We start from the raw sequence: 21,791 nt of genomic DNA, 5'->3' as shown, positions 1-21,791 counted from the left end.
TGAAGGAATCCCATGGCAGATCCGGCCACGCCCGCGGCCTCCCACCCCGACGACGCCGCCCCGACCCCCGCGGCCGGGGACCGCTCCCGGAGAGCTCTGCGGCGTCGGAAGCGAGAGGAGCGGCCGCAGGGGGCCTGGGGGAAGATCCGGGAGACCCTGCTGGTCATCCTCTACGCGGTGCTCATCGCCTTCCTGGTCAAGACCTTCCTGCTGCGCGGCTTCTACATCCCCTCCGGCTCGATGGAGAACACCCTCGAGCTGAACGACCGCATCTTCGTGAACGTCGCCGGCAGCTGGTTCCACGACCCCTCCCGCGGGGACATCATCGTCTTCGAGGACACCCAGGGATGGATCCCCGCCTCCGAGCAGGGCCAGGTCTCCCCGGTGCGCCAGGCGCTGTCCTTCGTCGGGGTCATGCCGGATGCCTCGGAGAACTACCTCATCAAGCGCGTCATCGGCACCGGCGGGGACCACGTGGTGTGCAAGGACGCCGATTCCGAGGTCACCGTCAACGGCAGGACCCTGGACGAATCCTCCTACCTGTACCCCGGCTCCCACCCCTGCGGGATGCCTTTCGACGTGACGGTGCCCGACGGCGAGTTCTTCGTGATGGGCGACCACCGGGACGCCTCCGCGGATTCCCGGTACCACATCGAGCAGAAGACGGAGTTCGTGAAGGCGGACGACGTCGTCGGCCGGGCCTTCGTCACCGCGTGGCCGCTGAACCGCTTCCACCTGCTGGACGACCACCACGAGGTCTTCGCCGACGTGCCGGCCCCTTCGAAGTCCTGATGCCCGACGCCGAGCACGTCCGGCCCGCGACCGGAAGGCCCCACACGGTGCGCCCCATGGCGGACCTGGACCTGGAGCGCAGCCTGCTGGGCCCGCGGTGCCGATCCGTGGCCGGCATGGACGAGGTGGGCCGAGGCGCCCTGGCCGGGCCGGTGGCGGTCGGAGCCGCCGTCGTGGACGCGCACACGCGGCTGACCATCCCGGACCTGACGGATTCCAAGCTGCTCTCCCCGGCCCGACGCACGTCGATGGCCGAGCAGATCGCGGCCTGGATCCCCGCGGCCGTGGGCTGCGCCTCGCCCCGGGAGATCGACCTGCTGGGCATCACCGGGGCCCTGCGCCTGGCCGGGCAGCGTGCGCTGGCCCAGCTGGGCGCGGCAGGGCACCGGCCCGACGCCGTCCTGCTGGACGGCAGCCATGACTGGCTCACCGCGCCTGCCCCGGACCTGTTCGCGGAGCCGGATCCCGTGGCGCAGGCTCTGGAGGGCGAAGACCTGCCCGCGTGGACCGGGAGGGTGAGCACCCGGGTGAAGGCGGACGTGGCCTGCGCGAGCGTGGCCGCGGCCTCCGTCTGGGCGAAGGTGCATCGGGACGCCCTGATGCTCGAGCTGGACGCAGCCCACCCCGGCTACGGGTGGGCCGGGAACAAGGGCTACGGCGCCGCGGCCCACCGGCGGGCCATCGCCGCCCTGGGCCCGACGCCGCAGCATCGGCTCAGCTGGAAGCTCGGTGCCGCCTCCGAGGCTCTCGAGGCGGCCCGGGCCGCCCGCGGCTGACCCCCACTGCCGACGTCGGGCCCTCCCTTCCAGGTCCGCGCGCTCGCAACACGCCTCTCGGCTTCGCACCTGCGCCGCCCCTTCCTCGCCCCTCCCCGCGTCGCGCCTGCGCCGCCGAACCCCTCGACCGGCCGTCCGGTCCGTGCGCCCGTGCCCGGGGACGATGGGGGACCGGTCTCCCGAACCGGTGGACGCGGCCGTGATCCGGGCTTCCCATCCACTTTCGCCGCCTCGAATCCGCGGTTTCCGGTCCGCGCCTGCCGCGCTGCGCCCACGATGGGTGCCGACGGAAAGGCAGGTGCCGACATGGACGAGCGAGCACAGACCGGGCGGTGGGGCGAGCAGATCGCCGCCGCCGTGATGATCGGACGCGGATGGGAGGTGCTGGAGCGCAACTGGCGGCCGCCCGCCGGCGCGCAGGCCGAGCGCGGCGAGCCCGCGCGCGGGGAGCTGGACCTGATCTGCCGTGCCCCGGAAGGATACGTGATCTGCGAGGTCAAGACCCGCACCACGGCAGACTGCGGGCATCCCTTCGAAGCCATCGACGAGCAGAAGATCCGCAGCCTGCGCCGGCTCACGGGGGAGTGGACCCGCGGCTGCGGGCTGCGCCCGGGGCGGGTGCGCATCGACGCGGTGGCCATCACCGGCACCCCGACGGGCTTCACCTACGAGCAGCTGGAAGGGGTGGGCTGAGATGGGTTTCGCCCGTACGCACACCGTCGCCCTGCTGGGCCTGGAGGGCCACCTGGTGGATGTGGAAGCCGACATCGGCGCCTCGCTGCCGTCCTTCGTGCTCCTGGGGCTGCCGGACGCCACGCTCATGGAGTCCCGGGAGCGGATCCGTTCGGCGGCCAAGAACAGCGGTCGCGCCCTGGCCCCGCGCCGCATCACCGTGAACCTCACCCCGGCGACCCTGCCGAAGACCGGCTCGGGTTACGACCTCGCGATCGTCATGGCCGCGGTGCAGGCCGACGGCGCCACCGAGCCCACCGGCGGGTGCGTCTACCTGGCCGAGCTGGGTCTGGACGGCTGCCTGCGTCCCGTGCCCGGGGTCTTCCCCAGCGTCGCCGCGGCGGTGGCCGCCGGACACGAGCACGTCGTGGTGGCGGAGGAGGACCTGCCGGAGGCGCAGCTGGTCCAGGGGGCCGTCGTGCACGGATTCTCCTGCCTGGCCGATGTCCTGGCCTGGGCCGGCGCCCGCACCGAGACGCTGATCCGCCCGCCGCAGCGCCCGCGCGCCGTCGCAGCGGAACCTGCCCCCGCGGCGCCCAAGGACCTGGCCGACGTCGTCGGGCAGGAGGAGGGCCGCTGGGCCCTGGAGATCGCCGCCGCCGGAGGCCACCACCTGTCCATGGTCGGGCCGCCCGGCTCCGGGAAGACGATGCTCGCCGAACGGCTGCCGGGCATCCTCCCGCGGCTGGGTGCTGCCGAAGCCCACGAGGTGACCGCGGTGCATTCGATCGGCCAGCGCACCGCCCCGCTGACCCGGCTGATCGAGGATCCCCCGTGGGAGGCACCGCACCACACGGCCTCGGCCGCGGCGATCGTCGGCGGGGGCAGCGGGCTGCCGCGACCCGGTGCCGCCTCCCGGGCTCACCGCGGCGTGCTCTTCCTCGACGAGGCCCCGGAATTCCGCCGCGGGGTCCTGGATGCCCTGCGCCAGCCCCTGGAATCCGGGCTGATCACCATCGACCGGGCCCGGGCCAGCGCCCAGTACCCGGCTCGCTTCCAGCTCGTGCTGGCCGCCAACCCGTGTCCCTGCGGACGCTCCCAGGAGATGGGCGGGGGACGCTGCTCCTGCGGCCCGGTGGAGCGGCGTCGCTACCTCGCCAAGCTCTCCGGGCCCCTGCTGGACCGGGTGGACCTGCACATCACGGTGCCCAAGCTCTCCTACGCCCAGATGCGCACCCGCGGCGAGGCCGAGACCAGCGCCGCCGTGGCCGCCCGGGTCCGGCAGGCCCGCGCGATCGCCGCCGAGCGGCTGGCCGGACTCGGCCTGTCCACCAACGGCCAGCTCGGCGGCACCCACCTGCGTGGGGCGCTGCGCCTGGAGCCCAGCGTGCTCACCCCGCTGCAGGGCCTGTTGGACCGCGGCGAGCTGACCCTGCGCGGCTGCGACCGCGTGCAGCGCCTGGCCTGGACCATCGCGGACCTGGAGGGACGCACCTCCCCGGCGCGCCAGGACATCGACACCGCCATCAGCCTGCGCCTGACCTCCCAGCTGGCCCCCGCCTGAATCCACCCCCACCCTCACGTCCCGCACACCGAATCCCCAGCCCCAGGAGACCGCCATGACCTCCCTCGCCCCCGCCGCCGTGCGCACCGCCCGGCAGCGCCTGATGCAGATCGCCGAACCCCAGGACGCGGTGGCCATCGTCCTGGTCGCGGCCTTCGGGCCGGAGCGTGCCCTGGCCATCGCCGAGGGCCGCGACCGACCGAGCCCGGCCGAGCGGCGCGAAGCGGCCGAAGCCTGGCCCGAATACGCCCGCAGCCTCACCGAGGAGGCGCTGGAGCAGGCCGTGCGACGGTGGCAGCCACGGGTCGGGCTGCGCCGTGTCGAGGCCCTCGAGGAGACCCTCGCCCGCCACCACGGCGCCTGGTTCGCCTGCCCGGAGGATCCGGACTGGCCCGAGCCCTTCCTGGACCTCGGCCCGGCCCAGCCGTGGGGGCTGTGGGGGCGGGGGCAGCGGGAGCGGCTGGCCCGGTGCGGGGTCGGGGAGATCGCCTTCGTCGGCTCCCGGGACGCGACCGGCTACGGCACCGCCGTCACCTCCCACCTGGCCGGCGATCTGGCGGCCGAAGGCTACGGGATCCTGTCCGGCGGGGCCTTCGGGATCGACGCCGCCGCGCACCGGGCCGCCCTGGCCACCTCCGTCCGGGACCCGGCGACGGTGTGCTTCCTGGCCTGCGGCATCGACCGCTTCTACCCCCGCCGGCACGAGGACCTGCTGCGCGAGATCGCCGACCGCGGGCTGGTGCTCACCGAGGTCCCTCCCGGGTGCTCCCCGATGCGCCACCGCTTCCTGCAGCGCAACCGGCTGATCGCGGGGCTGGCGGAGGTGATCGTGGTGGTGGAGGCCGGGTGGCGCTCCGGGGCGCTGAACACCGCCCACCACGGCCTGGAATGGGGGCGCACGGTGGCCGCGGTCCCCGGCAGCGTGTTCAGCGCCCAGTCGGCGGGCTGCCACCGGCTGCTGCAGGAGGAGCCGGTGAGCATGGTCACCAGCACCCGGGACCTGCGGGAGCTCATCGGCTCCCCGCAGCTGCCGGGCCTGAGCGGCGCGGGGCAGGGACTCCTGCCGATGCCCGGGTCGGGGGCCGGCGCGGCCGGACCCGAGGCGTCGGGGCCTGAAGGCTCCGGGCTCGGCGGCGTCGCGGGAACCGGTGCCGGTCCCGGGGAGCCGGATCCGCGGGAGGGGTTGGACGAGGTGCAGCGGCTGGTGCTGGATGCCCTGCCCGTGGCCCGCGCCGTGCCCGCGGATCGGCTGTGCGCCGTCGCCGGGCTGGCGATCCGCCAGGTGCTGCCGAGCCTGTCTGTGCTGGAGGGCCGGGGGCTGGCCCAGCGGCGCGAGGACGGCACCTGGCGGCTGCACCCGGACTCCCGTCCGGCGCAGCGTGCGGGATCGGGCACCCCGGTGGATACAGTGTGAAGGGCAGGAGGTCGCCCCGGTTCCCTCGACCCGGGGCGACGGCGCACCCATCGACCCAGGAGGTCTCTGACGTGAGCGACACCGATGCCCGAGCGCCGCTGCGCGTGCACCTGACGGCCCAGCGACGCTCCCGGGAGATCGACGAGGCCCTGACCCGCCTCGGCGCGGAGGTCTTCCACTGCCCCGCCCTGGTGGTGGTGCCGGCCGAGCGGGACGAGCAGATCGCCCGGGACACCCGCGCGATCCTCGCCGCGCGTCCCGAGGCGGTGCTGATCACCACGGGGGTGGGGCTGCGCGCGTGGCTGGCGGCCGCCGATGCGCTCGAGCTCGGAGAGCCGCTGCGCCGCCTGCTCGGTCAGACCCGCCTGCTCGCCCGCGGGGCCAAGGCCCACGGGGCCATCAGGGCAGCCGGGCTCACGGCCGACTGGGTCGCACCCGGGGAGAGCACGAGCGAGCTGATCGAACACCTCACCGTCGAGGGGCTGAGCGGACGCACCGTCGCGATCCAGCACCACGGGATGGACGACGGCCGCGACGCCCGGGACCTGCGCGAACGGGGTGCGCAGGTGCACGGGGTGGTCCTGTACCGCTATGCCCAGCCCGCGGATCCGGAGCCGGTGCTGCGCAGCGTGCGCGAAGCCGCCGACGGATCGGCCGATGCCGTGCTGTTCACCTCCGCGGGGGCCGCCGCGGCGTGGCTGAAGGCGGCCGACGCCGAGCAGCGGTGCCGCCTGGCCGAGCGCAGCGCCTCGGGGGACCTCGGCCTGTTCGCCGTCGGGGCGGTCACCGCCGCACCCCTGCGGGAGCACGGCTTCACCGTGCAGCACCCCGAGCGCTTCCGGCTGGGGGCGATGCTGCGGCAGGTCGGTACATGGGCGCAGAGTCGATCACCTCGGGAGCGGCCGTGAGCGCCCCGACGGCCGACCGGCCCGGGGAGGACCGGTCGGGAGAGCCGGAGCTGGGGGAGGCCCACGCCCGCGCCCTGGGCGAGTACGAGGAGCACCTGCGGTGGGAGCGGCATCGCAGCCCGCGCACCATCGCCGCGTATCTGGGGGATCTGGCGGACCTGATGCGCCACGCCCAGCGCCGCGGACGCGAGAGCCCGGAGCAGATCACCCTGGAGGACCTGCGGGACTGGCTGGCCGGGCACGACGGTGCCGCCCGGACCAGCTCCGCCCGTCGGGCCTCCGCGGCGCGCGGCTTCTTCCGCTGGGCGCAGCGGGAGGGGCTGGTTCCCGTCGACCCTTCCGTGCGCCTGCAGTCGCCCAAGCGCCCCCGCAGCCTGCCGCCGGTGCTCTCCGCCGCGCAGGTCGAGGCCGTCATCGCCCACCTGCGCGAGCCCGAGCGCGCCCGTTCCGACGCGGCCGAAGCTGCGGCGGCCGAGTCCGGGGCGTCCGCGGGCCCCGGCAGCGAAGGATCAGAGCCTCCCGCGGCCCGCACCCGCCGGCTGCGGACGCTGGCGGTCGTGGAGGTGCTGTATTCGACCGGCGCGCGCATCGCGGAGCTGGCCGGCCTGGATCTGGGGGACATCTCCTGGGAGCGGCGCACCCTGACCCTGACCGGCAAGGGCAACCGGCAGCGCACCGTCCCCCTGGGGGCCCCGGCCGTCGCCGCCCTGCGTGCCTGGCTGGAGCAGGGCCGCCCCCGCTGGGCCGGTGCCCACCCCGAGGGGTCGGCCGCGTCGGCGGTGTTCCTCGGGCCCCGCGGCGGACGGGCGGACCCGAGGCAGCTGCGGGAGGATATCAACGCGGCCCTCACCCGAGCCACGGACACCGGGGTGACCGGCGCCCACGTCTTCCGCCACAGCGCGGCCACACACCTGGTGGACGGCGGGGCCGACATCCGCGCGGTCCAGGAGCTGCTGGGACACGCCAGCCTGGCGACCACCCAGATCTACACCCACGTCTCGGTGCAGCGCCTGGCCGACACCTACCGCGGGGCCCACCCACGGGCCTGAGCGCGCCGGGTCGCGGTTGGCCCATCGCTGCGGGTGGGGCACAATGGTGCCCGGGCGAGGGCCCGCAACGTCCGCCGTCGGGGCGACAGATCGTAGGGGAAGACGCATCTGTCCCGTGTCCCGAGGAGACGACGTGAACACCCCCCGCACCCACGGGGTGCTGCACATCCACGCAGCCCCCGCCTCGCTGTGCCCGCACATCCGGTGGGCCCTGGAATCCGTGGTCGGACGCACCCCGGAGCCCCAGTGGTCCCCGCAGTTCGCCCTGCCCGGACAGGTGCGCACCACCCTGGAATGGGAGGGCCCCTGCGGCACCGGTGCCCTGCTGGCCTCCGCCCTGCGTCAGCTGGGGAATCTGCGCTTCGAGATCCACGAGGAGGCCCGCCCCGGATCCGACGCCGGTCGCTGGGCCTACACCCCCGGCCTCGGCATCTTCTGGGCCATGACGGATGCCGCCGGGAACACCGTCATCACCGAGGACCGCGTGCGCTGCGCATACGAGAGCGCCCAGGGTGATCCCCAGGCCCTGCTGCGCCAGTTCTCCCTCGCGCTGGGGGAGGCGTGGGACGAGGAGCTGGAGCCCCTGCGCGAGTGCGTCAGCGCCCCGGAGAACGTGCGCGTGCTGCACCGGGTGAGCTGACCCCGAGCCTGCTCGGCCTCAGCGGCACCGCACCACCCAGGAACGCCCCCTGCTGAGATGCTGAGTTCGTGCTGAGATGCGGGGATCGTGCTGAGATACCGCACGGCGGGACGCATCTCAGCACGAACAGCGCATCTCAGCACGAAACCCGCCTGCCGGGAACCCGCCGCGGCCCCCGGCATGGCACCCGCGGCGTGAGGAAAGCCAGAGAAGCACCCACGGGAGACGACGGCGCCCCGGCAGGATCTGTCCAGCCGGGGCGCCGTCGTGCGCGTGGGGGATGCGGGGGTCAGTTCACCCAGCGGAAGGCGGCCACCGAGTTGTGCCCGCCGAAGCCGAAGGAGTTGGAGACCGCGATGATCTCCCCGGCCGGCAGATCCCGGGCCTGGGTGACCACATCCAGGTCGATCTGCGGGTCCTGGTGCTCCAGGTTGATGGTCGCCGGGGCCTTGTGCTCGTGCACCGCCAGCACGGTCATCACGGCCTCGATCGCCCCGGCGGCGCCGAGCAGGTGCCCGGTCATGGACTTCGTGGCCGAGACCGCCATGTCATCGGTCGCGGAGCCGAAGGCCGCCCGCAGGGCCGTGGCCTCCGGGATGTCCCCCACGGGGGTGGAGGTCGCGTGCGCGTTGACGTGCTTGACGTCGGCGGCGGTGAAGTCCCCGGAGGCCATCGCCTCGCGCAGGCTGCGCGCGGCACCGAGGCCCTCGGCGTCGGGGGCGGTGATGTGGAAGGCGTCCGAGGAGACCCCGGTGCCGGCCAGCTCCGCGTAGATGCGCGCCCCGCGGGCCTTGGCGTGCTCCTCCGACTCGATGATCAGCGCTGCGGCGCCCTCGCCCATCACGAAGCCGTCCCGATCGACGTCGTAGGGGCGGGAGGCCCGCTCCGGCTCGTCGTTGCGCGTGGACAGCGCCTGCATCTTCGCGAAGGCCGCCAGCGGCAGGGGGTGGATCGCGGACTCGGTGCCGCCGGCGACCACGACGTCGGCCTTGCCGGTGCGGATCAGGTCCAGGGCCACGTGCAGGGCCTCCGTGCCGGAGGCGCACGCGGAGACGACGGTCTGCGCCGCAGCGCGGGCCTTGTGGTTCAGGGAGACGGCGGCCGCGGCCCCGTTGGGCATCAGCATCGGCACCGTCATCGGCAGCACCCGGCGGGGGCCGCGCTCGCGCAGCGTGTCCCAGCTGTCCAGCAGGGTCCACACCCCGCCGATCCCGGTCCCGAAGGACACGGCCACCCGCTCCGGATCCAGCTCCTCGCTGGCCTCGGCGTCCTCACCGGTGAACCCGGCGTCGGCCCAGGCCTGACGGGCCGAGTGCACGGCGAACTGCCCCGAGGGGTCCAGGCGCTTGGTCTCCACCCGGGAGACGTACTCGGACTCGCTGATGGGGGAGCTGACCCGCCCGGCGATGTAGACGGGCAGCTGGTGCTGCTGCACCCACTCGTCCTCCAGACGGACGACGCCGGAGACTCCCTTCAGGGCGTTGGCCCACATCTGGTGGGCGCTGGCGCCGATCGGTGAGATGGCTCCGAGACCGGTCACGACTGCTTTGCGACTCATCTGCCGAGAACTTTCTGTTGCGGGGAGCCCGCGGGGCGGGCGGATGGTGCTGGCCGGGGTTCGCGGCGAGAGCGCGCGGGGCACGGCGCCGACTGGGCGCCGCACCCCACGCGGCGGCTTCGCCGCCCGCCGTCAGTTGGAGGCGTTGGCGATGAAGTCGACGGCGTCGCCGACGGTCTTGAGGTTCTTGACCTCCTCGTCCGGGATGGTCACCCCGAACTTCTCCTCCGCGTTGACGACGATGGTCATCATGGAGATGGAGTCGATGTCCAGGTCCTCGGTGAAGGACTTCTCCAGCTGGACCTCCTCGGTCTCCACACCGGTCTCCTCGTTGACGATCTCGGCCAGTCCGGCGAGGATCTCGTTCTTGTCAGCCATCGGTTCTCCTTGTCTTGCAGTCTCCCGGCGGCGCTTGGGCCGCGCGGGCCGAATGGGTTTCGCTCTGCCGGGGGCCAGTCTACCGGCCCCGGCGCCGCTCCGCTTCTTCCCCGCGGTCAGCGGCCACCCCGCGGGGGTCGGGGATCAGGGCTGCGGCAGCTGCTCCGGGGAGCTCAGGGCCGTGACCGGCACGCCCTTCATGGCGCGCCGGGCCAGCCCGGTCAGGGTGCCGGCCGGGGGCAGCTCCCACGCGGAGTCGACGCCCAGCTCCAGCAGCTTCTGCTGGCACAGGTCCCAGCGCACCGGGCGGGTCACCTGGTCCACCAGGGACTGCAGGGCCGCGGCCCCGGAGGTCACGGGCTTGCCGTCGCGGTTGGACAGCAGGGTCGAGACCGGCTCGGCGGGCTCCAGGCCGCGGGCCAGCTCCTGCAGAGGTCCCACGGCCGGGCGCATGTGGTGGGTGTGGAAGGCCCCGGCGACCTTCAGCGGGATCACGCGGGTGCGGGCCGGGGGAGCGGCCGCGAAGGCCTCCAGCTGGGCGGCGGTGCCCGCGGCGACGATCTGACCGCCGCCGTTGGCGTTGGCCGCCGTCAGTCCGGCCTCCTCGATGGCCGCGCGCACCTGCTCCTCGTCCCCGCCGAGCACCGCGGCCATCCCGGTGGGTTCGGCCGCGGCGGCCCGGGCCATGCCCTCGGCGCGGACCTTGATGAAGCGCAGCGCGTCCTCCGCGCTGAGCACGCCGGACAGCGCGGCCGCGGTGATCTCCCCGACCGAGTGCCCGGCCCAGACCAGGTCCTCGCCGGTCAGGGCCTCCTTCAGCCGCTCGCCGGCCACGATGCCCGCGGCCACGATCAGCGGCTGGGCGATCGCGGTGTCCTTGATGGTCTCCTCATCGGCCTCGGTGCCCAAGCGCACCAGGTCCAGTCCGACGACGTCGCCCAGCCCCGCCAGGCGGGTGCGCAGCGCTTCGTCGTCGAGCCACGGCGAGAGGAATCCGGGTTTCTGGGAGCCCTGTCCAGGGCAGAGTATGGCAATCACGGTCTCAGCTTTCCACGAATCGGCGCGCAGATCATGTCCGTACGGGCCGTGGGGCGCTCCGGTTTTCCCGGCCCCGCCCTGCGACCCGTGCGGAGACCCCCCGCACAGACGCCCGCGGGCCGGGTCCGGACGGGGGCCGTCGCACTGACGGTCCCGTCGGTCCCGGCCCGCGGGTAGCAGGGTCGGGCTCAGGCGGCTTCCCCGCCGGAGTTGCCGGAGACCCCGGCGGCCGGATCCAGCAGGTGGTACCGGTCGATGGCCTGACGCGGGGCGTCGGCGTCGACCTCGCCGCGGGCCGCCAGCATCTCCAGGGCGCGCACCACCATCGAGTGGGCGTCGATGTGGAAGAACCGGCGGGCCCCGGCCCGGGTGTCGGAGAAGCCGAAGCCGTCCGCACCCAGGGTCGCGAACTCGTTGGGCACGTACTGGCGGATCTGATCGGGCACGTCGGAGGTGAAGTCCGAGGAGGCCACGATCGGGCCGGTGGCGCCTTCCAGCTGGCTGGTCACGAACGGCACCCGCTGCTCCTGCTCCGGGTGCAGCATCGCCTGCTCCTCGGCCTTGCGGGCGTCCCGGCGCAGCTCGTTCCAGGAGGTCACGGACCACACGTCAGCGGAGACCTTCCAGTCCTCGGCCAGGATCCGCTGCGCCTCCAGGGCCCACGGCACCGCCACGCCGGAGGCGAGCAGCTGGGCCCGCGGCCCGTCGATCTCGGCGGGCTTGAGCAGGTAGATGCCCTTGAGGATCCCCTCCACGTCCACGTCCTCCGGCTCGGCCGGCTGCACGATCGGCTCGTTGTACACCGTGAGGTAGTACATGACGTCGTGGTCTTCGTCGCCCTCGCCGTACATGTGCTCCAGGCCGCGCTGGACGATGTGGGCGATCTCGTAGCCGTAGGCGGGGTCGTAGTGGCGCACCGCCGGGTTGGTCGAGGCCAGGATCGGGGAGTGCCCGTCCATGTGCTGCAGGCCCTCGCCGGCCAGGGTCGTGCGCCCGGCCGTCGCGCCGATGATGAACCCGCGGGAGAGCTGGTCCGCGGCGGCCCAGAAGCCGTCGCCGGTGCGCTGGAAGCCGAACATCGAGTAGAAGATGTACACCGGGATCATCGGGACGCCGTGGGTGGAGTAGGAGGAGCCGACGGCGGTGAACGCCGCGGTGGCCCCGGCCTCGTTGATGCCCACGTGCAGCAGCTGACCGTCCGTGGCCTCCTTGTAGGCCAGCATCAGCTCGCGATCCACGGACAGGTAGTTCTGGCCGTTGGGGTTGTAGATCTTCTGCGTGGGGAAGAAGGAGTCCATGCCGAAGGTGCGGGCCTCATCCGGGATGATCGGGACGATCCGCTTGCCGAACTCCTTGTCCCGCATCAGGTCCTTGAGCAGGCGCACGAAGGCCATGGTGGTGGCCGCCATCTGCTTGCCCGAGCCCTTCTTGGCCCCGGCGTAGGCCTTCTCCGGGGGCAGGGAGATGGGCCGCTGGTGTCCGTCCCGGATCGGGATGAACCCGCCGAGCTCCCTGCGCCGTTCCAGCATGTACTTGATCTCCGGGGCGTCCGGACCCGGGTGGTAGTACGGGGCGCCGTAGAGGTCCTTCTCCAGCTCCTCGTCGGAGACGGGGATGCGCAGGCGATCCCGGAAGACCTTGAGGTCCTCCAGGGTCAGCTTCTTCATCTGGTGGGTCGCGTTGCGGCCCTCGAAGTGGGTGCCCAGCCCGTAGCCCTTGATGCCCTGGGCCAGGATGACGGTGGGCCGGCCCTTGGTCTCCAGGGCCTGCTTGTAGGCCGCATAGACCTTGCGGTAGTCGTGGGCGCCGCGCTTGAGGGACCAGATCTCGTCGTCGGACATGTCCGCGACCATCTCCTTGGTCTTGGGGGAGCGCCCGAAGAAGTGCTCGCGGATGAAGCCGCCGTTCTCCGCCTTGTAGGTCTGGTAGTCCCCGTCCAGCGTCTCGTTCATGATCTTCACGAGCTCGCCGTCCTCGTCCTTCTCCAGCAGCGCGTCCCACTCGCGGCCCCAGATGACCTTGATGACGTGCCAGCCGGCGCCGCGGAAGAACGCCTCCAGCTCCTGGATGATCTTGCCGTTGCCGCGCACCGGCCCGTCCAGGCGCTGGAGGTTGCAGTTGACGACGAAGGTGAGGTTGTCCAGCTTGTCGTTGGCCGCCAGCTGCAGGGCGCCGCGCGACTCGGGCTCGTCCATTTCGCCGTCGCCGAGGAAGGCCCAGACGTGCTGCTCGGAGGTGTCCTTGATCCCGCGGTTGTGCAGGTACTTGTTGAACTGCGCCTGGTGGATCGCGTTGAGCGGGCCCAGACCCATGGACACGGTGGGGAACTGCCAGAAGTCCTGCTTGCACCGGGGGTGCGGGTAGGAGGGCATCTCGTGGCCGGGCTTGGTCTTCTCCTGCCGGAAGGCGTCCAGGTCCTCCTCGGTCAGTCGGCCCTCGAGGTAGGCGCGGGCGTAGTTGCCGGGGGAGGAGTGGCCCTGGAAGTAGACCTGGTCCCCGCCGCCGGGGTGGTCCTGGCCGCGGAAGAAGTGGTTCAGGCCCACCTCGTAGAGGGTTGCCACGCCGGCGTAGCTGGAGATGTGACCGCCCACCCCGATCTCGGGGCGCTGGGCGCGGTGGACCATGACGGCGGCGTTCCAGCGCAGCAGCGCGCGGTACCGGCGCTCGATCTCCTCATCGCCCGGGAACTCCGGCTCCTGGTCCACGGGGATGGTGTTGACGTAGTCGGTGGTGGTCACGGTGGGGACCTGAACGGACTTGGCCCCGGCCCGCTGCAGCAGGCGGCGGACGATGAACTGGGCCCGCTCGGTGCCCTGGGTCTCGACGAGCTGGTCGAAGGCCTCCATCCACTCGGATGTCTCCTCGTGGTCCTGGTCGGCCATGCCGGCGGTGAGCTGGCTGAGGATGTGGTCGTTCGTCGCTGAGGGAGCCACGGTGAACCTCTTTCACTCGGTGTCAGTGGGGAGCATGCGCCCCGTCAGAGGCCGCTCCCGGCGCGCCCTCGTCGGCGCGCCGCGTCACCTTCCATGGTGTCATATCCGGGGTGTGCGGGCCCTTCCGTGGCGAGCCCGCCGACCCATGGCGTGCGCCACGTCGGGCGGGTGCCGACACTTGATCCGACGGCGTCGACGGTGTTGGGTGGTACGTGTGACGACGCCGGCGCGCGCCATCCCCGCGACGTCGGCCGTCGCCCGCGGCGAGCATCGGCCCCGCGGCGATCCCCAGACCCCTCAGGAGGAAGAACCAGTGAGCGAGACCACGACCGCCGAGGACCGCTCGGCAGTCCTGCTCGGTTTCAAGGAGGGCGACCTCATCCAGGAGTTCGGCTACGACGAGGACGTGGACTTCGCCCTGCGCGAGGACATCGAGGACCTCACGGGCGAGGAGCTGCTGGACGAGGACGCCCAGGAGGTCGCTGACGCGGTGCTGTTCTGGTGGCGCGCCGGGGACGGGGACCTCGTGGATGCGCTGGTGGACTCCCTGACCACCCTCGACGACGGCGGCGTCGTCTGGGTGCTCACCCCGAAGGCGGGGCGCGACGGCTACGTCTCCCCGGCCGACCTGCAGGAGGCCGCCCCCACCGCCGGGCTGCGGGTGACCACCACCGAGGCCGCCTGCCCCGAGTGGGCCGCGACCCGACTGGTGGGCACCCGGTTCTGAAGGCCCTCGCGGCCGCGGCGGATTCCCCCTGCGGGCTGTGCATCCGGTACGGTGTTCCCTCGGATCGGGTGCCGGCGGCTGCGCAAGCCTCCCACCCGTTCGCCAGGGTCTTTAGCTCAGCTGGCAGAGCGACTGGTTTACACCCAGTAGGTCATCGGTTCGATCCCGGTAGGACCCACCCACGATCGCGCCGCGGGCGCGCCCGCCCGGACTGTCCGCACCCGCCGCACACCGCGTAGGCTGGGGTGCATGGCAGAAGAGAACTCCCAGAACACCGCACGGGCGCAGATCGGCGTCACCGGACTCGCCGTGATGGGCGCCAACCTGGCCAGGAACCTCGCCCGGCACGGGTACACCGTGGCCCTGCACAACCGCACCACCGCCAAGACCGACGAGCTGCTGGCCGAGCACGGAGACGAGGGCGACTTCGTGCGCACCGAGACCCTGCAGGAGCTGGTGGACTCCCTCGAGAAGCCCCGCCGCATCCTCGTCATGGTCAAGGCCGGCGCCCCCGTGGACGCCGTCATCGAGCAGCTGACCCCGCTGCTGGATGAGGACGACATCATCATCGACGGCGGCAACTCCTACTTCAAGGACACCATCCGCCGCGAGCAGGAGTGCGCCGCGAACGGGCTGCACTTCGTCGGCGTCGGAGTCTCCGGCGGTGAGGAGGGCGCCCTGAACGGGCCCTCCATCATGCCCGGCGGCTCCCGGCAGTCCTACGAGTCCGTGGGACCCCTGCTGGAGACCATCGCCGCCAAGGCCGACGACGGCACCCCCTGCTGCGCCTGGATCGACACCGACGGGGCCGGGCACTTCGTCAAGATGGTGCACAACGGCATCGAGTACGCCGACATGCAGGTCATCGGGGAGGCCCACGACCTGCTGCGCTCCGTCGTCGGCCTGGAGCCTGCGGCCCAGGCCGAGGTCTTCCGGCAGTGGAACACCACGGACCTGAACTCCTACCTTATCGAGATCACCGCGGAGGTCCTCTCCCAGCGGGACGCCGAGACCGGTGAGGCCCTGATCGACGTCATCAAGGACGAGGCGGGGCAGAAGGGCACCGGACGCTGGACGGTGCAGTCCGCCCTGGACCTGGGCGCCCCGGTCTCCGGTATCGCCGAGTCGGTGTTCGCCCGCGCCCTGTCCTCCTCGGATGTGGAAGCCCGCCGCCAGGCCCAGGAGCATCTGTCCGCCGGGCTGATCTCCACCACGGGTGTCGCCCAGGGGGACCCGGAGTTCATCGAGGACGTGCGCCGGGCGCTGTACGCCTCCAAGCTGGTCTCCTATGCCCAGGGCCTGGACGAGCTGTCCAAGGCCGGCGCGGAGTTCGGGTGGGACCTGAAGCTGGACGTCATCGCCTCCCTGTGGCGGGCCGGGTGCATCATCCGCGCCGAGCTGCTCGGGGAGATCATGCAGGCCTACCGCGGGGAGGACGCCCCCGTGAACATGCTGCTGGCCCCGGGCTTCCGGAAGGTCATGGAGCAGCTGGTTCCCTCCTGGCGCCGCGTCGTGGCCAAGGCCACCGCGCTGGGCGTGCCGGTGCCGGTGTTCGCCTCCTCGCTGTCCTATTACGACGCGCTGCGGCGCAAGCGCCTGCCCGCCGCCCTGATCCAGGGGCAGCGGGACTTCTTCGGCGCGCACACCTACCAGCGCGTGGATCGCCCCGGCACGTTCCACACCCTGTGGTCCGGGGACCGCACCGAGATCCGCACCGACGAGGAGCAGACCGCCCCCTCGACCCCGGAGCGGGTCAACAAGGAGCCCTCCAAGTAAGTCCCAGCGTGGAACACGACGACGCCCCGCCCTTCGCACTGCGAAGGGCGGGGCGTCGTCTTCTGCGGGCGGGCACCGTACGGCCTCGGGCCGGGCTCACCCGTGCGGGGACCTCAGATCCACATGGCGGGATCGATGTAGGTGGCCGGATCCACCAGCGGCTGCTTCTTCTCCGGGGTGCGCGGACGGTGCTCCGCCGGGATCCCGGTGACGATCGAATCCGCGGGGGCGTCGTGGACCACCACGGCGTTCGCCCCGACCGCGGAGCCGGCGCCGATCGTGATCGGCCCGAGCACCTTGGCCCCGGCCCCCACGGTCGTGCCGTCCCCGATGGTCGGGTGCCGCTTGACCTTCTCCAGTGAGCGCCCACCCAGGGTCACCCCGTGGTAGAGCATCACGTCATCGCCGATCTCCGTGGTCTCCCCGATGACCACGCCCATGCCGTGGTCGATGAAGAACCGGCGGCCGATCTGCGCCCCCGGGTGGATCTCGATCCCGGTGAGGAAGCGGGAGACCTGCGAGAGGGTGCGCGCCGTGGCCTTGGTCGCGTCCCGCTGCCAGAGGCGGTGGGCGACTCGGTGCATCCAGATCGCGTGCAGCCCCGAGTAGTTGATCATGATCTCGAGGCTGCCGCGCGCGGCCGGATCGTGGGACCGGGCCGTGTCCAGGTCCTCGCGCAGGCGGGAGAGGAAGCCCACGATCAGGCGCGGATGTCTTCGTACAGGACGGTGGAGACGTAGCGCTCGCCGAAGTCGGTGACGACGGCGACGATCAGCTTGCCCTCGTTCTCGGACTTCTTGGCCTCCTCCAGTGCGGCCCACACGATGGACCCGGAGGAGATCCCGCCGAGGATGCCCTCCTTGGCGCCCAGCTCGCGGGCGACGCGCACGGAGTCCTCGAGGGTGACGTCGGCGACGGCGTCGTAGATCTCCCGGTCCAGGGTGTCCGGGACGAAGTTGGCGCCCAGGCCCTGGATCTTGTGGGGGCCGGCCTTGCCCTCGGTGAGCAGCGGGGAGTCGGAGGGCTCCACCGCGATGACCTTGACCTCGGGCTTGCGCTCCTTGAGGTACTTGCCGACGCCGGAGACGGTGCCGCCGGTGCCGACGCCGGCCACGAACACGTCCACGGCGCCGTCGGTGGCCTCCCAGATCTCCCGGCCGGTGGTCTCGTAGTGGATCTTGGGGTTGGCCTCGTTCTCGAACTGGCGGGCCAGCACGGCGTTCTCGGTGTTCTCCACGATCTCGGCGGCCTTGTCCACGGCCCCGCGCATGCCCTCCGCACCGGGGGTCAGCACGATCTTCGCGCCGTAGGCCCGCAGCATCACGCGGCGCTCGGTGGACATGGTCTCCGGCATGGTGAGGATGACGTGGTACCCGCGGGCCGCGCCGACCATGGCCAGGGCGATGCCGGTGTTCCCGGAGGTGCCCTCCACGATGGTGCCGCCGGGCTTGAGCTGCCCGGAGGCCTCCGCGGCGTCGATGATCGCCTTGCCGATGCGGTCCTTCACGGAGTTGGCGGGGTTGTAGAACTCGAGCTTGACGGCGACGTTGCCGGGCAGGTCCTTGTCCAGCTGGTTCAGCCGCACGAGCGGGGTGTCGCCGATCGCTTCGGTGACGTTGTCGAGGATCTTAGCCATGTCAGCCTTCCTGGGGTCGTGGCGCCCGGGGCCGCTGGTCGTCCCCGGCGGGGACGATTCGGGCAGCGGGCCGGGTGGGATGCGTGACCACCGTAGCCACGCGGCGTTTCCTGGCTTAAGAAACGAGCCACGGGCGGTAATATTCCCGGGCCTTCGCCAGCTTGGGGTCGATGATCGCCTGGCAGTAGCCGTTGGCGGGGTTGGTGCGCTGGAAGTCCTGGTGCACGGCCTCGGCCTCCCAGAAGGTCCCCAGTGGTTCGACGGTGGTGACGATCGGGCGGTCGTAGAGCCGCTGGGCGCGGGCGATCTGCTCCTGGAAGAACCGCTTCTCCTCCTCGTCCCGGTAGAACACCGCGGAGCGGTACTGGGTGCCGACGTCGTAGCCCTGCCGGTTCAGGCTGGTGGGGTCGTGGGTCGTGAAGAACATGTCCATGATGACGTCGGCGGGCACCTCGTCCTCGTCGAAGCGCACCCGGATGGCCTCGGCGTGCCCGGTCCGCCCGGTGCACACCTCGCGGTAGGTGGGGTGCTCGGTGGCGCCCCCGGTGTATCCGGCGATGGAGGATTCCACGCCGCGGGTCCGCTGGTAGACGGCGTCCAGGCACCAGAAGCACCCCGCCGCGAGAGTCAGTTCGCGCATGTCCTCCATCCTGGACCCGGCCGGCAGTCGGAGGACAGCGGGGTTCGCTGGCGGGGGAAGGCGGCGCCGCCCGGGCCGCGGGTTCCTCGACCGGGTCTCCTAGACTGGCGGGCATGAGCACCACCGGCACCACCGCGCACCTGTCCGACGTCGTCGCCGCCGCCCACCGGCTGTGGCCACGGGAGCTGGCCGAGTCCTGGGACGCCAGCGGCCTGGTGTGCGGGCGCCCGGACGCGCCGGTGCGGCGCATCCTCTGGGCGGTGGACCCGGTCCAGGCCGTGGCCGCCGAGGCCGTGCGCCGGGACGCGCAGCTGCTGCTGACCCACCACCCGCTGCTGCTGCGCGGGGCGCACTTCCTGCCCGCGGACACGGACAAGGGCGCGGTGGTGCACGAGCTGGTGGAGCACGGCATCGGGCTGCTGGCTTCGCACACCAACGCGGACTCCTACGACGGCGGGGTCTCGGATGCGCTGATCCGCGCCTGCGGGGTGAAGGCCGCCCGGCCCCTGGACCCGACCGACGCCGAGCGGGGCAGCACCGGCATCGGGCGCGTGGGGGAGCTGGCGGAGCCGGTGACCCTGGAGGCGCTGGCCCAGCGGCTGGCCTCGGCGATGCGCCCGACGGCCGGCGGGGTGCGGGTGGCCGGGCCCCGGGAGGGGCTGGTGCGGCGGGTCGCCGTGTGCGGAGGGGCCGGGGATTCCCTGTTCGACGCCGTGCGCGCCGTGGACGCGGACGTGTACGTGACCGCAGACCTGCGCCACCACCCGGCCTCGGAGGCGCGCGAGCGGGCCCTGCTGAGCGGGGGCCGACCCTACCTGATCGACTGCTCGCACTTCGCCTCCGAGCAGCTGTGGCTCACCGAGGGCGCCCGGGCCCTGGAGGCGGAGCTGGCGCGGGAGGGCTTCGCGGTGCAGATGCTGCTCAGCGAGCTGAACACCGATCCGTGGGATTTCGCGGTGCGCCCCGAGCGGCACCCGGGCTCGGCCTCCACGAACGCCGAGGCTGCCCGGTACTGAGGCTGCTCCGGGGCGGTCTGGGGCGGGGGATCGGTCAGCGCTGGCCGAGATCCGGCCCGGGGCTGGGCTCGGAGTCGGTGGCCTCCCGGTTGCTGTCCGCGCCCATGCCGGGCTCGTGCTCGGTGCCCTCGGGGTCGCTGTCGGGCCCCGGGCTCACCTCGTGCTCGGTGCCCTCCGGGTCCGTGTCCGGTCCGGGGCTGGTGATCGGCTGCTCGGCGTCGTCCTCCGGGGATCGGTTCTCGGCGTCGCGGTGGTGGTGCATGGGGTCTCCTCGTCTGGCTGTGTCGTGTCTCACCTGTGAGCGTACACGGCAGGAGAAGGGAGCGGTGGACGGGTCGGCCGATGAGCCGGGTTCTGTTCCGCGCGGCGGTCACCCGCCGCACGGCGACGATCATCCATCTAGGCCGCGGATCGCTCCGCGGCTCGAGCGGCCTACCCGGATGCTCGGGCGGGCAGCCCTCGAACGCATCCTGTCTGGCCTTGCTCCGGATGGGGTTTACCCTGCGGCACCTGTCACCAGGCGCCCGGTGGTCTCTTACACCGCCTTTTCACCCTGGCCCGCCGTGACCGCTGCACGCGGCACGGCGGGTGGTCTGTTCTCTGTGGCACTGGCCTGCGGGTTGCCCCGAGTGGACGTTATCCACCATCCTGCCCTGCGGAGCCCGGACTTTCCTCGAGACCCACGAAGCGTGGGCCGCGCGATCGTCTGGCCGACCCGTCCGGGGGCCACTCTACACTGGGGCCCATGCTCATCCTGCTGCCGCCCTCCGAGACCAAGACCCAGCCCGCCGACGGCGATCCCGTGGACCTCGGGGCCCTGAGCTTCCCCGAGCTCACCGAGGCCCGCGAGACCCTCCTGGCCCAACTCGAGGAGGTCAGCGCCCGGGAGGATGCCGGGCAGCTGCTGAAGGTCGGGCCCTCCCTGGCCGCCGAGGTCGAACGCAACCGGCACCTGCGCGAGCTGCCGGCCGGGCCCGCCCTGCAGGTCTACACCGGGGTGCTCTACGACGCCCTGGACGCCGCGAGCCTGACCCCGGCCGCCCGGGAGCGGGCGGGGCGCGACGTCGTCATCGCCTCGGCCCTGTGGGGCGCGATCGCCGCGACCGACCGGATCCCCGCCTACCGGCTGTCCATGGGCGCGAAGATCGCCCCGAAGGGGAGCCTGGCCGCCTGGTGGAAGGGGGAGCTGAGCCCGGTCCTGGAGTCGCGGGCGGCGGATGAGCTGATCATCGACTGCCGCTCCGGCGGGTACCAGGCGGCCTGGCCCGCCCCGGCGGAGCAGACCGTGCTGATCCGTGCTGAGCGTGAGAGTCCCGACGGCACCCGGAAGGTCGTCTCCCACATGGCCAAGCACTACCGGGGCCTGATCACCCGCAGCCTGCTGCTCTCCGGGCAGGACCCCACCGACGCCGAGGCCCTGGCGGACCTGCTCGCTCGGGAGCACCGGGTGGAGCTGTCCCGGGACACCCGGGGCACCGCGCAGCTGAGCGTCATCGTGCCCGCCGCCGGCTAGCGGGTCCGCCGGGGATGGTCAGTGCCCGAACGGATCCTCGTCGACGCCGGGCATCCAGGTGTTGCCGGGCACGCCCCAGCCCTCGCGCTTGATGGCCTTGCGCGCCTTCGCGGACCAGCGGCGGTTCAGATGGTCCACGTACAGCTGCCCGTCCAGGTGCTGGGTCTCGTGCTGCATGACCCGGGCGAACCAGCCGTGGGCCTCGAACTCCAGCGGGGCGCCCTGGGCGTCCTGACCCGACACGCGCACCCACTCGGCCCGCTTCAGCGGGAAGGACAGTCCCGGCACGGACAGGCACCCCTCGGACTCCTCCTCGGGGTCCGGGTCCTCCTGGGAGATCTTCCCCAGGCTCAGCCGCGGGTTCACGATCACGCCGCGGTCCGCGGCGTCGTCGTTGGCGTACTCGTAGACGAACACGCGCAGACCCGACCCCACCTGGGTCGCGGCCAGCCCGACGCCGTGGGCGGCGTCCATCGTCTCGTACATGTCCTCGATCAGCCGCTGGAAGTCCGGGCCGAAGTCGGTGACGGGCCGGGTGGGTCGGTGCAGCACCGGCTCCCCGGTGATGACGATGGGCAGGATGGTCACGATGGCGCTCCTGAGGGGACGACGGCGGATGCACGGGCGTGCGATCCCACCAGGCTAACCCAGCGCGGGCTGCCACCCGCCGGGCCGCCCCGGGGTATCGGCTGCGTCACACCGATCCTTCCGGAGGTGCTTCCAACCAGGGGAGGGGCTATGTTGAACGGTGTTCAATCGTT

At 72.6% G+C, this 21,791-nt stretch carries 21 protein-coding genes, 1 tRNA gene and 1 other RNA gene; 13 read left to right on the top strand and 10 right to left on the bottom strand.

Translation table 11 applies throughout. The features are described from left to right. The first annotated feature begins 12 nt into the window (after nucleotides 1–12). The 8 genes from lepB to AC0VXQ_RS06180 all read left to right on the top strand — a co-directional run bounded on the left by lepB (nucleotide 13) and on the right by AC0VXQ_RS06180 (nucleotide 7,815). Nucleotides 13–792, top strand: a complete 780-nt coding sequence (gene lepB, locus AC0VXQ_RS06215; protein ID WP_064725410.1) for a signal peptidase I — start codon at nucleotides 13–15, stop codon at nucleotides 790–792. 56 nt (nucleotides 793–848) lie between these two features. Next, entirely contained in the window at nucleotides 849–1,568 is a 720-nt protein-coding gene (locus tag AC0VXQ_RS06210) for a ribonuclease HII (RefSeq protein ID WP_224799694.1), read from the top strand. A 306-nt stretch (nucleotides 1,569–1,874) separates the two neighbouring features. Further along, nucleotides 1,875–2,261: a YraN family protein gene (locus AC0VXQ_RS06205; RefSeq protein ID WP_058731763.1), complete on the top strand. Its 387-nt coding sequence runs from the start codon at nucleotides 1,875–1,877 to the stop codon at nucleotides 2,259–2,261. A gap of 1 nt (nucleotide 2,262) precedes the next feature. Further along, on the top strand, nucleotides 2,263–3,804 hold the full coding sequence (locus AC0VXQ_RS06200) for a YifB family Mg chelatase-like AAA ATPase (protein WP_058731762.1): 1,542 nt from the start codon (nucleotides 2,263–2,265) through the stop codon (nucleotides 3,802–3,804). Between the two features lie 55 nt (nucleotides 3,805–3,859). Continuing rightward, a complete protein-coding gene (locus tag AC0VXQ_RS06195; protein WP_064725409.1) occupies nucleotides 3,860–5,218 on the top strand; it encodes a DNA-processing protein DprA in 1,359 nt (452 codons plus the stop codon). A gap of 71 nt (nucleotides 5,219–5,289) precedes the next feature. Further along, on the top strand, nucleotides 5,290–6,126 hold the full coding sequence (locus tag AC0VXQ_RS06190; protein ID WP_058731601.1) for a uroporphyrinogen-III synthase: 837 nt from the start codon (nucleotides 5,290–5,292) through the stop codon (nucleotides 6,124–6,126). Beyond that, nucleotides 6,123–7,175 (top strand): tyrosine-type recombinase/integrase, encoded by a 1,053-nt coding sequence (locus AC0VXQ_RS06185; RefSeq protein WP_404434574.1) that lies wholly within the window; start codon nucleotides 6,123–6,125, stop codon nucleotides 7,173–7,175. The genes AC0VXQ_RS06190 and AC0VXQ_RS06185 overlap by 4 nt, the downstream gene beginning before the upstream one ends. Nucleotides 7,176–7,308: 133 nt before the next feature. Next, the gene (locus tag AC0VXQ_RS06180; RefSeq protein ID WP_058731599.1) at nucleotides 7,309–7,815 is read left to right on the top strand and encodes a DUF3145 family protein; all 507 of its coding nucleotides are present in this window, start codon (nucleotides 7,309–7,311) and stop codon (nucleotides 7,813–7,815) included. A gap of 289 nt (nucleotides 7,816–8,104) precedes the next feature. On the opposite strand, the gene AC0VXQ_RS06175 is transcribed toward AC0VXQ_RS06180, so the two are convergent. From AC0VXQ_RS06175 to aceE, 4 genes are all read right to left on the bottom strand, one after another. Beyond that, nucleotides 8,105–9,373, bottom strand: a complete 1,269-nt coding sequence (locus AC0VXQ_RS06175) for a beta-ketoacyl-[acyl-carrier-protein] synthase family protein (protein WP_475527983.1) — start codon at nucleotides 9,371–9,373, stop codon at nucleotides 8,105–8,107. Nucleotides 9,374–9,505: 132 nt separating this feature from the next. After that, entirely contained in the window at nucleotides 9,506–9,751 is a 246-nt protein-coding gene (locus AC0VXQ_RS06170) for an acyl carrier protein (RefSeq protein ID WP_058731597.1), read from the bottom strand. A gap of 144 nt (nucleotides 9,752–9,895) precedes the next feature. Further along, on the bottom strand, nucleotides 9,896–10,789 hold the full coding sequence (locus AC0VXQ_RS06165; protein WP_058731596.1) for an ACP S-malonyltransferase: 894 nt from the start codon (nucleotides 10,787–10,789) through the stop codon (nucleotides 9,896–9,898). A 188-nt stretch (nucleotides 10,790–10,977) separates the two neighbouring features. Then, nucleotides 10,978–13,671, bottom strand: a complete 2,694-nt coding sequence (aceE, locus tag AC0VXQ_RS06160; protein WP_058731603.1) for a pyruvate dehydrogenase (acetyl-transferring), homodimeric type — start codon at nucleotides 13,669–13,671, stop codon at nucleotides 10,978–10,980. Between the two features lie 364 nt (nucleotides 13,672–14,035). Between aceE and AC0VXQ_RS06155 the strand changes: the two genes are divergently transcribed. From AC0VXQ_RS06155 to gndA, 3 genes are all read left to right on the top strand, one after another. Then, nucleotides 14,036–14,449: a DUF3052 domain-containing protein gene (locus AC0VXQ_RS06155; RefSeq protein ID WP_058731595.1), complete on the top strand. Its 414-nt coding sequence runs from the start codon at nucleotides 14,036–14,038 to the stop codon at nucleotides 14,447–14,449. 105 nt (nucleotides 14,450–14,554) lie between these two features. Further along, nucleotides 14,555–14,627 (top strand) — tRNA-Val (locus AC0VXQ_RS06150). Nucleotides 14,628–14,698: 71 nt separating this feature from the next. Next, nucleotides 14,699–16,225: an NADP-dependent phosphogluconate dehydrogenase gene (gndA, locus tag AC0VXQ_RS06145; protein ID WP_061224966.1), complete on the top strand. Its 1,527-nt coding sequence runs from the start codon at nucleotides 14,699–14,701 to the stop codon at nucleotides 16,223–16,225. Between the two features lie 113 nt (nucleotides 16,226–16,338). Here the strand turns inward: gndA and epsC are convergent, their stop codons facing one another. The 3 genes from epsC to msrA form a co-directional block, all read right to left on the bottom strand. Further along, nucleotides 16,339–16,923: a serine O-acetyltransferase EpsC gene (epsC, locus tag AC0VXQ_RS06140; RefSeq protein ID WP_058730335.1), complete on the bottom strand. Its 585-nt coding sequence runs from the start codon at nucleotides 16,921–16,923 to the stop codon at nucleotides 16,339–16,341. A gap of 2 nt (nucleotides 16,924–16,925) precedes the next feature. Next, nucleotides 16,926–17,861 carry a cysteine synthase A gene (gene cysK, locus AC0VXQ_RS06135; protein WP_058730334.1) on the bottom strand — a complete coding sequence of 312 codons (936 nt, stop codon included), beginning with the start codon at nucleotides 17,859–17,861 and terminating at the stop codon, nucleotides 16,926–16,928. Between the two features lie 115 nt (nucleotides 17,862–17,976). Next, on the bottom strand, nucleotides 17,977–18,501 hold the full coding sequence (msrA, locus tag AC0VXQ_RS06130) for a peptide-methionine (S)-S-oxide reductase MsrA (protein ID WP_058730333.1): 525 nt from the start codon (nucleotides 18,499–18,501) through the stop codon (nucleotides 17,977–17,979). A gap of 113 nt (nucleotides 18,502–18,614) precedes the next feature. Here msrA and AC0VXQ_RS06125 point away from each other — a divergent pair, with 113 nt between their 5' ends. Continuing rightward, nucleotides 18,615–19,517: a Nif3-like dinuclear metal center hexameric protein gene (locus AC0VXQ_RS06125; RefSeq protein ID WP_475527977.1), complete on the top strand. Its 903-nt coding sequence runs from the start codon at nucleotides 18,615–18,617 to the stop codon at nucleotides 19,515–19,517. Between the two features lie 34 nt (nucleotides 19,518–19,551). On the opposite strand, the gene AC0VXQ_RS06120 is transcribed toward AC0VXQ_RS06125, so the two are convergent. Together AC0VXQ_RS06120 and rnpB are read right to left on the bottom strand one after the other, a co-directional pair. Then, on the bottom strand, nucleotides 19,552–19,779 hold the full coding sequence (locus tag AC0VXQ_RS06120; RefSeq protein ID WP_475527975.1) for a hypothetical protein: 228 nt from the start codon (nucleotides 19,777–19,779) through the stop codon (nucleotides 19,552–19,554). Between the two features lie 65 nt (nucleotides 19,780–19,844). After that, nucleotides 19,845–20,235: RNase P RNA component class A (rnpB, locus tag AC0VXQ_RS06115), an RNA gene on the bottom strand. Nucleotides 20,236–20,262: 27 nt separating this feature from the next. On the opposite strand from rnpB, the gene AC0VXQ_RS06110 reads away from it, so the two are divergent. Beyond that, nucleotides 20,263–21,030, top strand: a complete 768-nt coding sequence (locus AC0VXQ_RS06110) for a YaaA family protein (RefSeq protein WP_475527973.1) — start codon at nucleotides 20,263–20,265, stop codon at nucleotides 21,028–21,030. An 18-nt stretch (nucleotides 21,031–21,048) separates the two neighbouring features. On the opposite strand, the gene def is transcribed toward AC0VXQ_RS06110, so the two are convergent. Next, nucleotides 21,049–21,618, bottom strand: a complete 570-nt coding sequence (def, locus tag AC0VXQ_RS06105; protein ID WP_058730329.1) for a peptide deformylase — start codon at nucleotides 21,616–21,618, stop codon at nucleotides 21,049–21,051. Between the last annotated feature and the right edge of the window lie 173 nt (nucleotides 21,619–21,791).

This window comes from Rothia sp. QJM3NY_36 (assembly GCF_056173115.1).
Note: the sequence above shows the minus strand (reverse complement) of the source record. Positions and strands in the feature narration are given on the sequence as shown.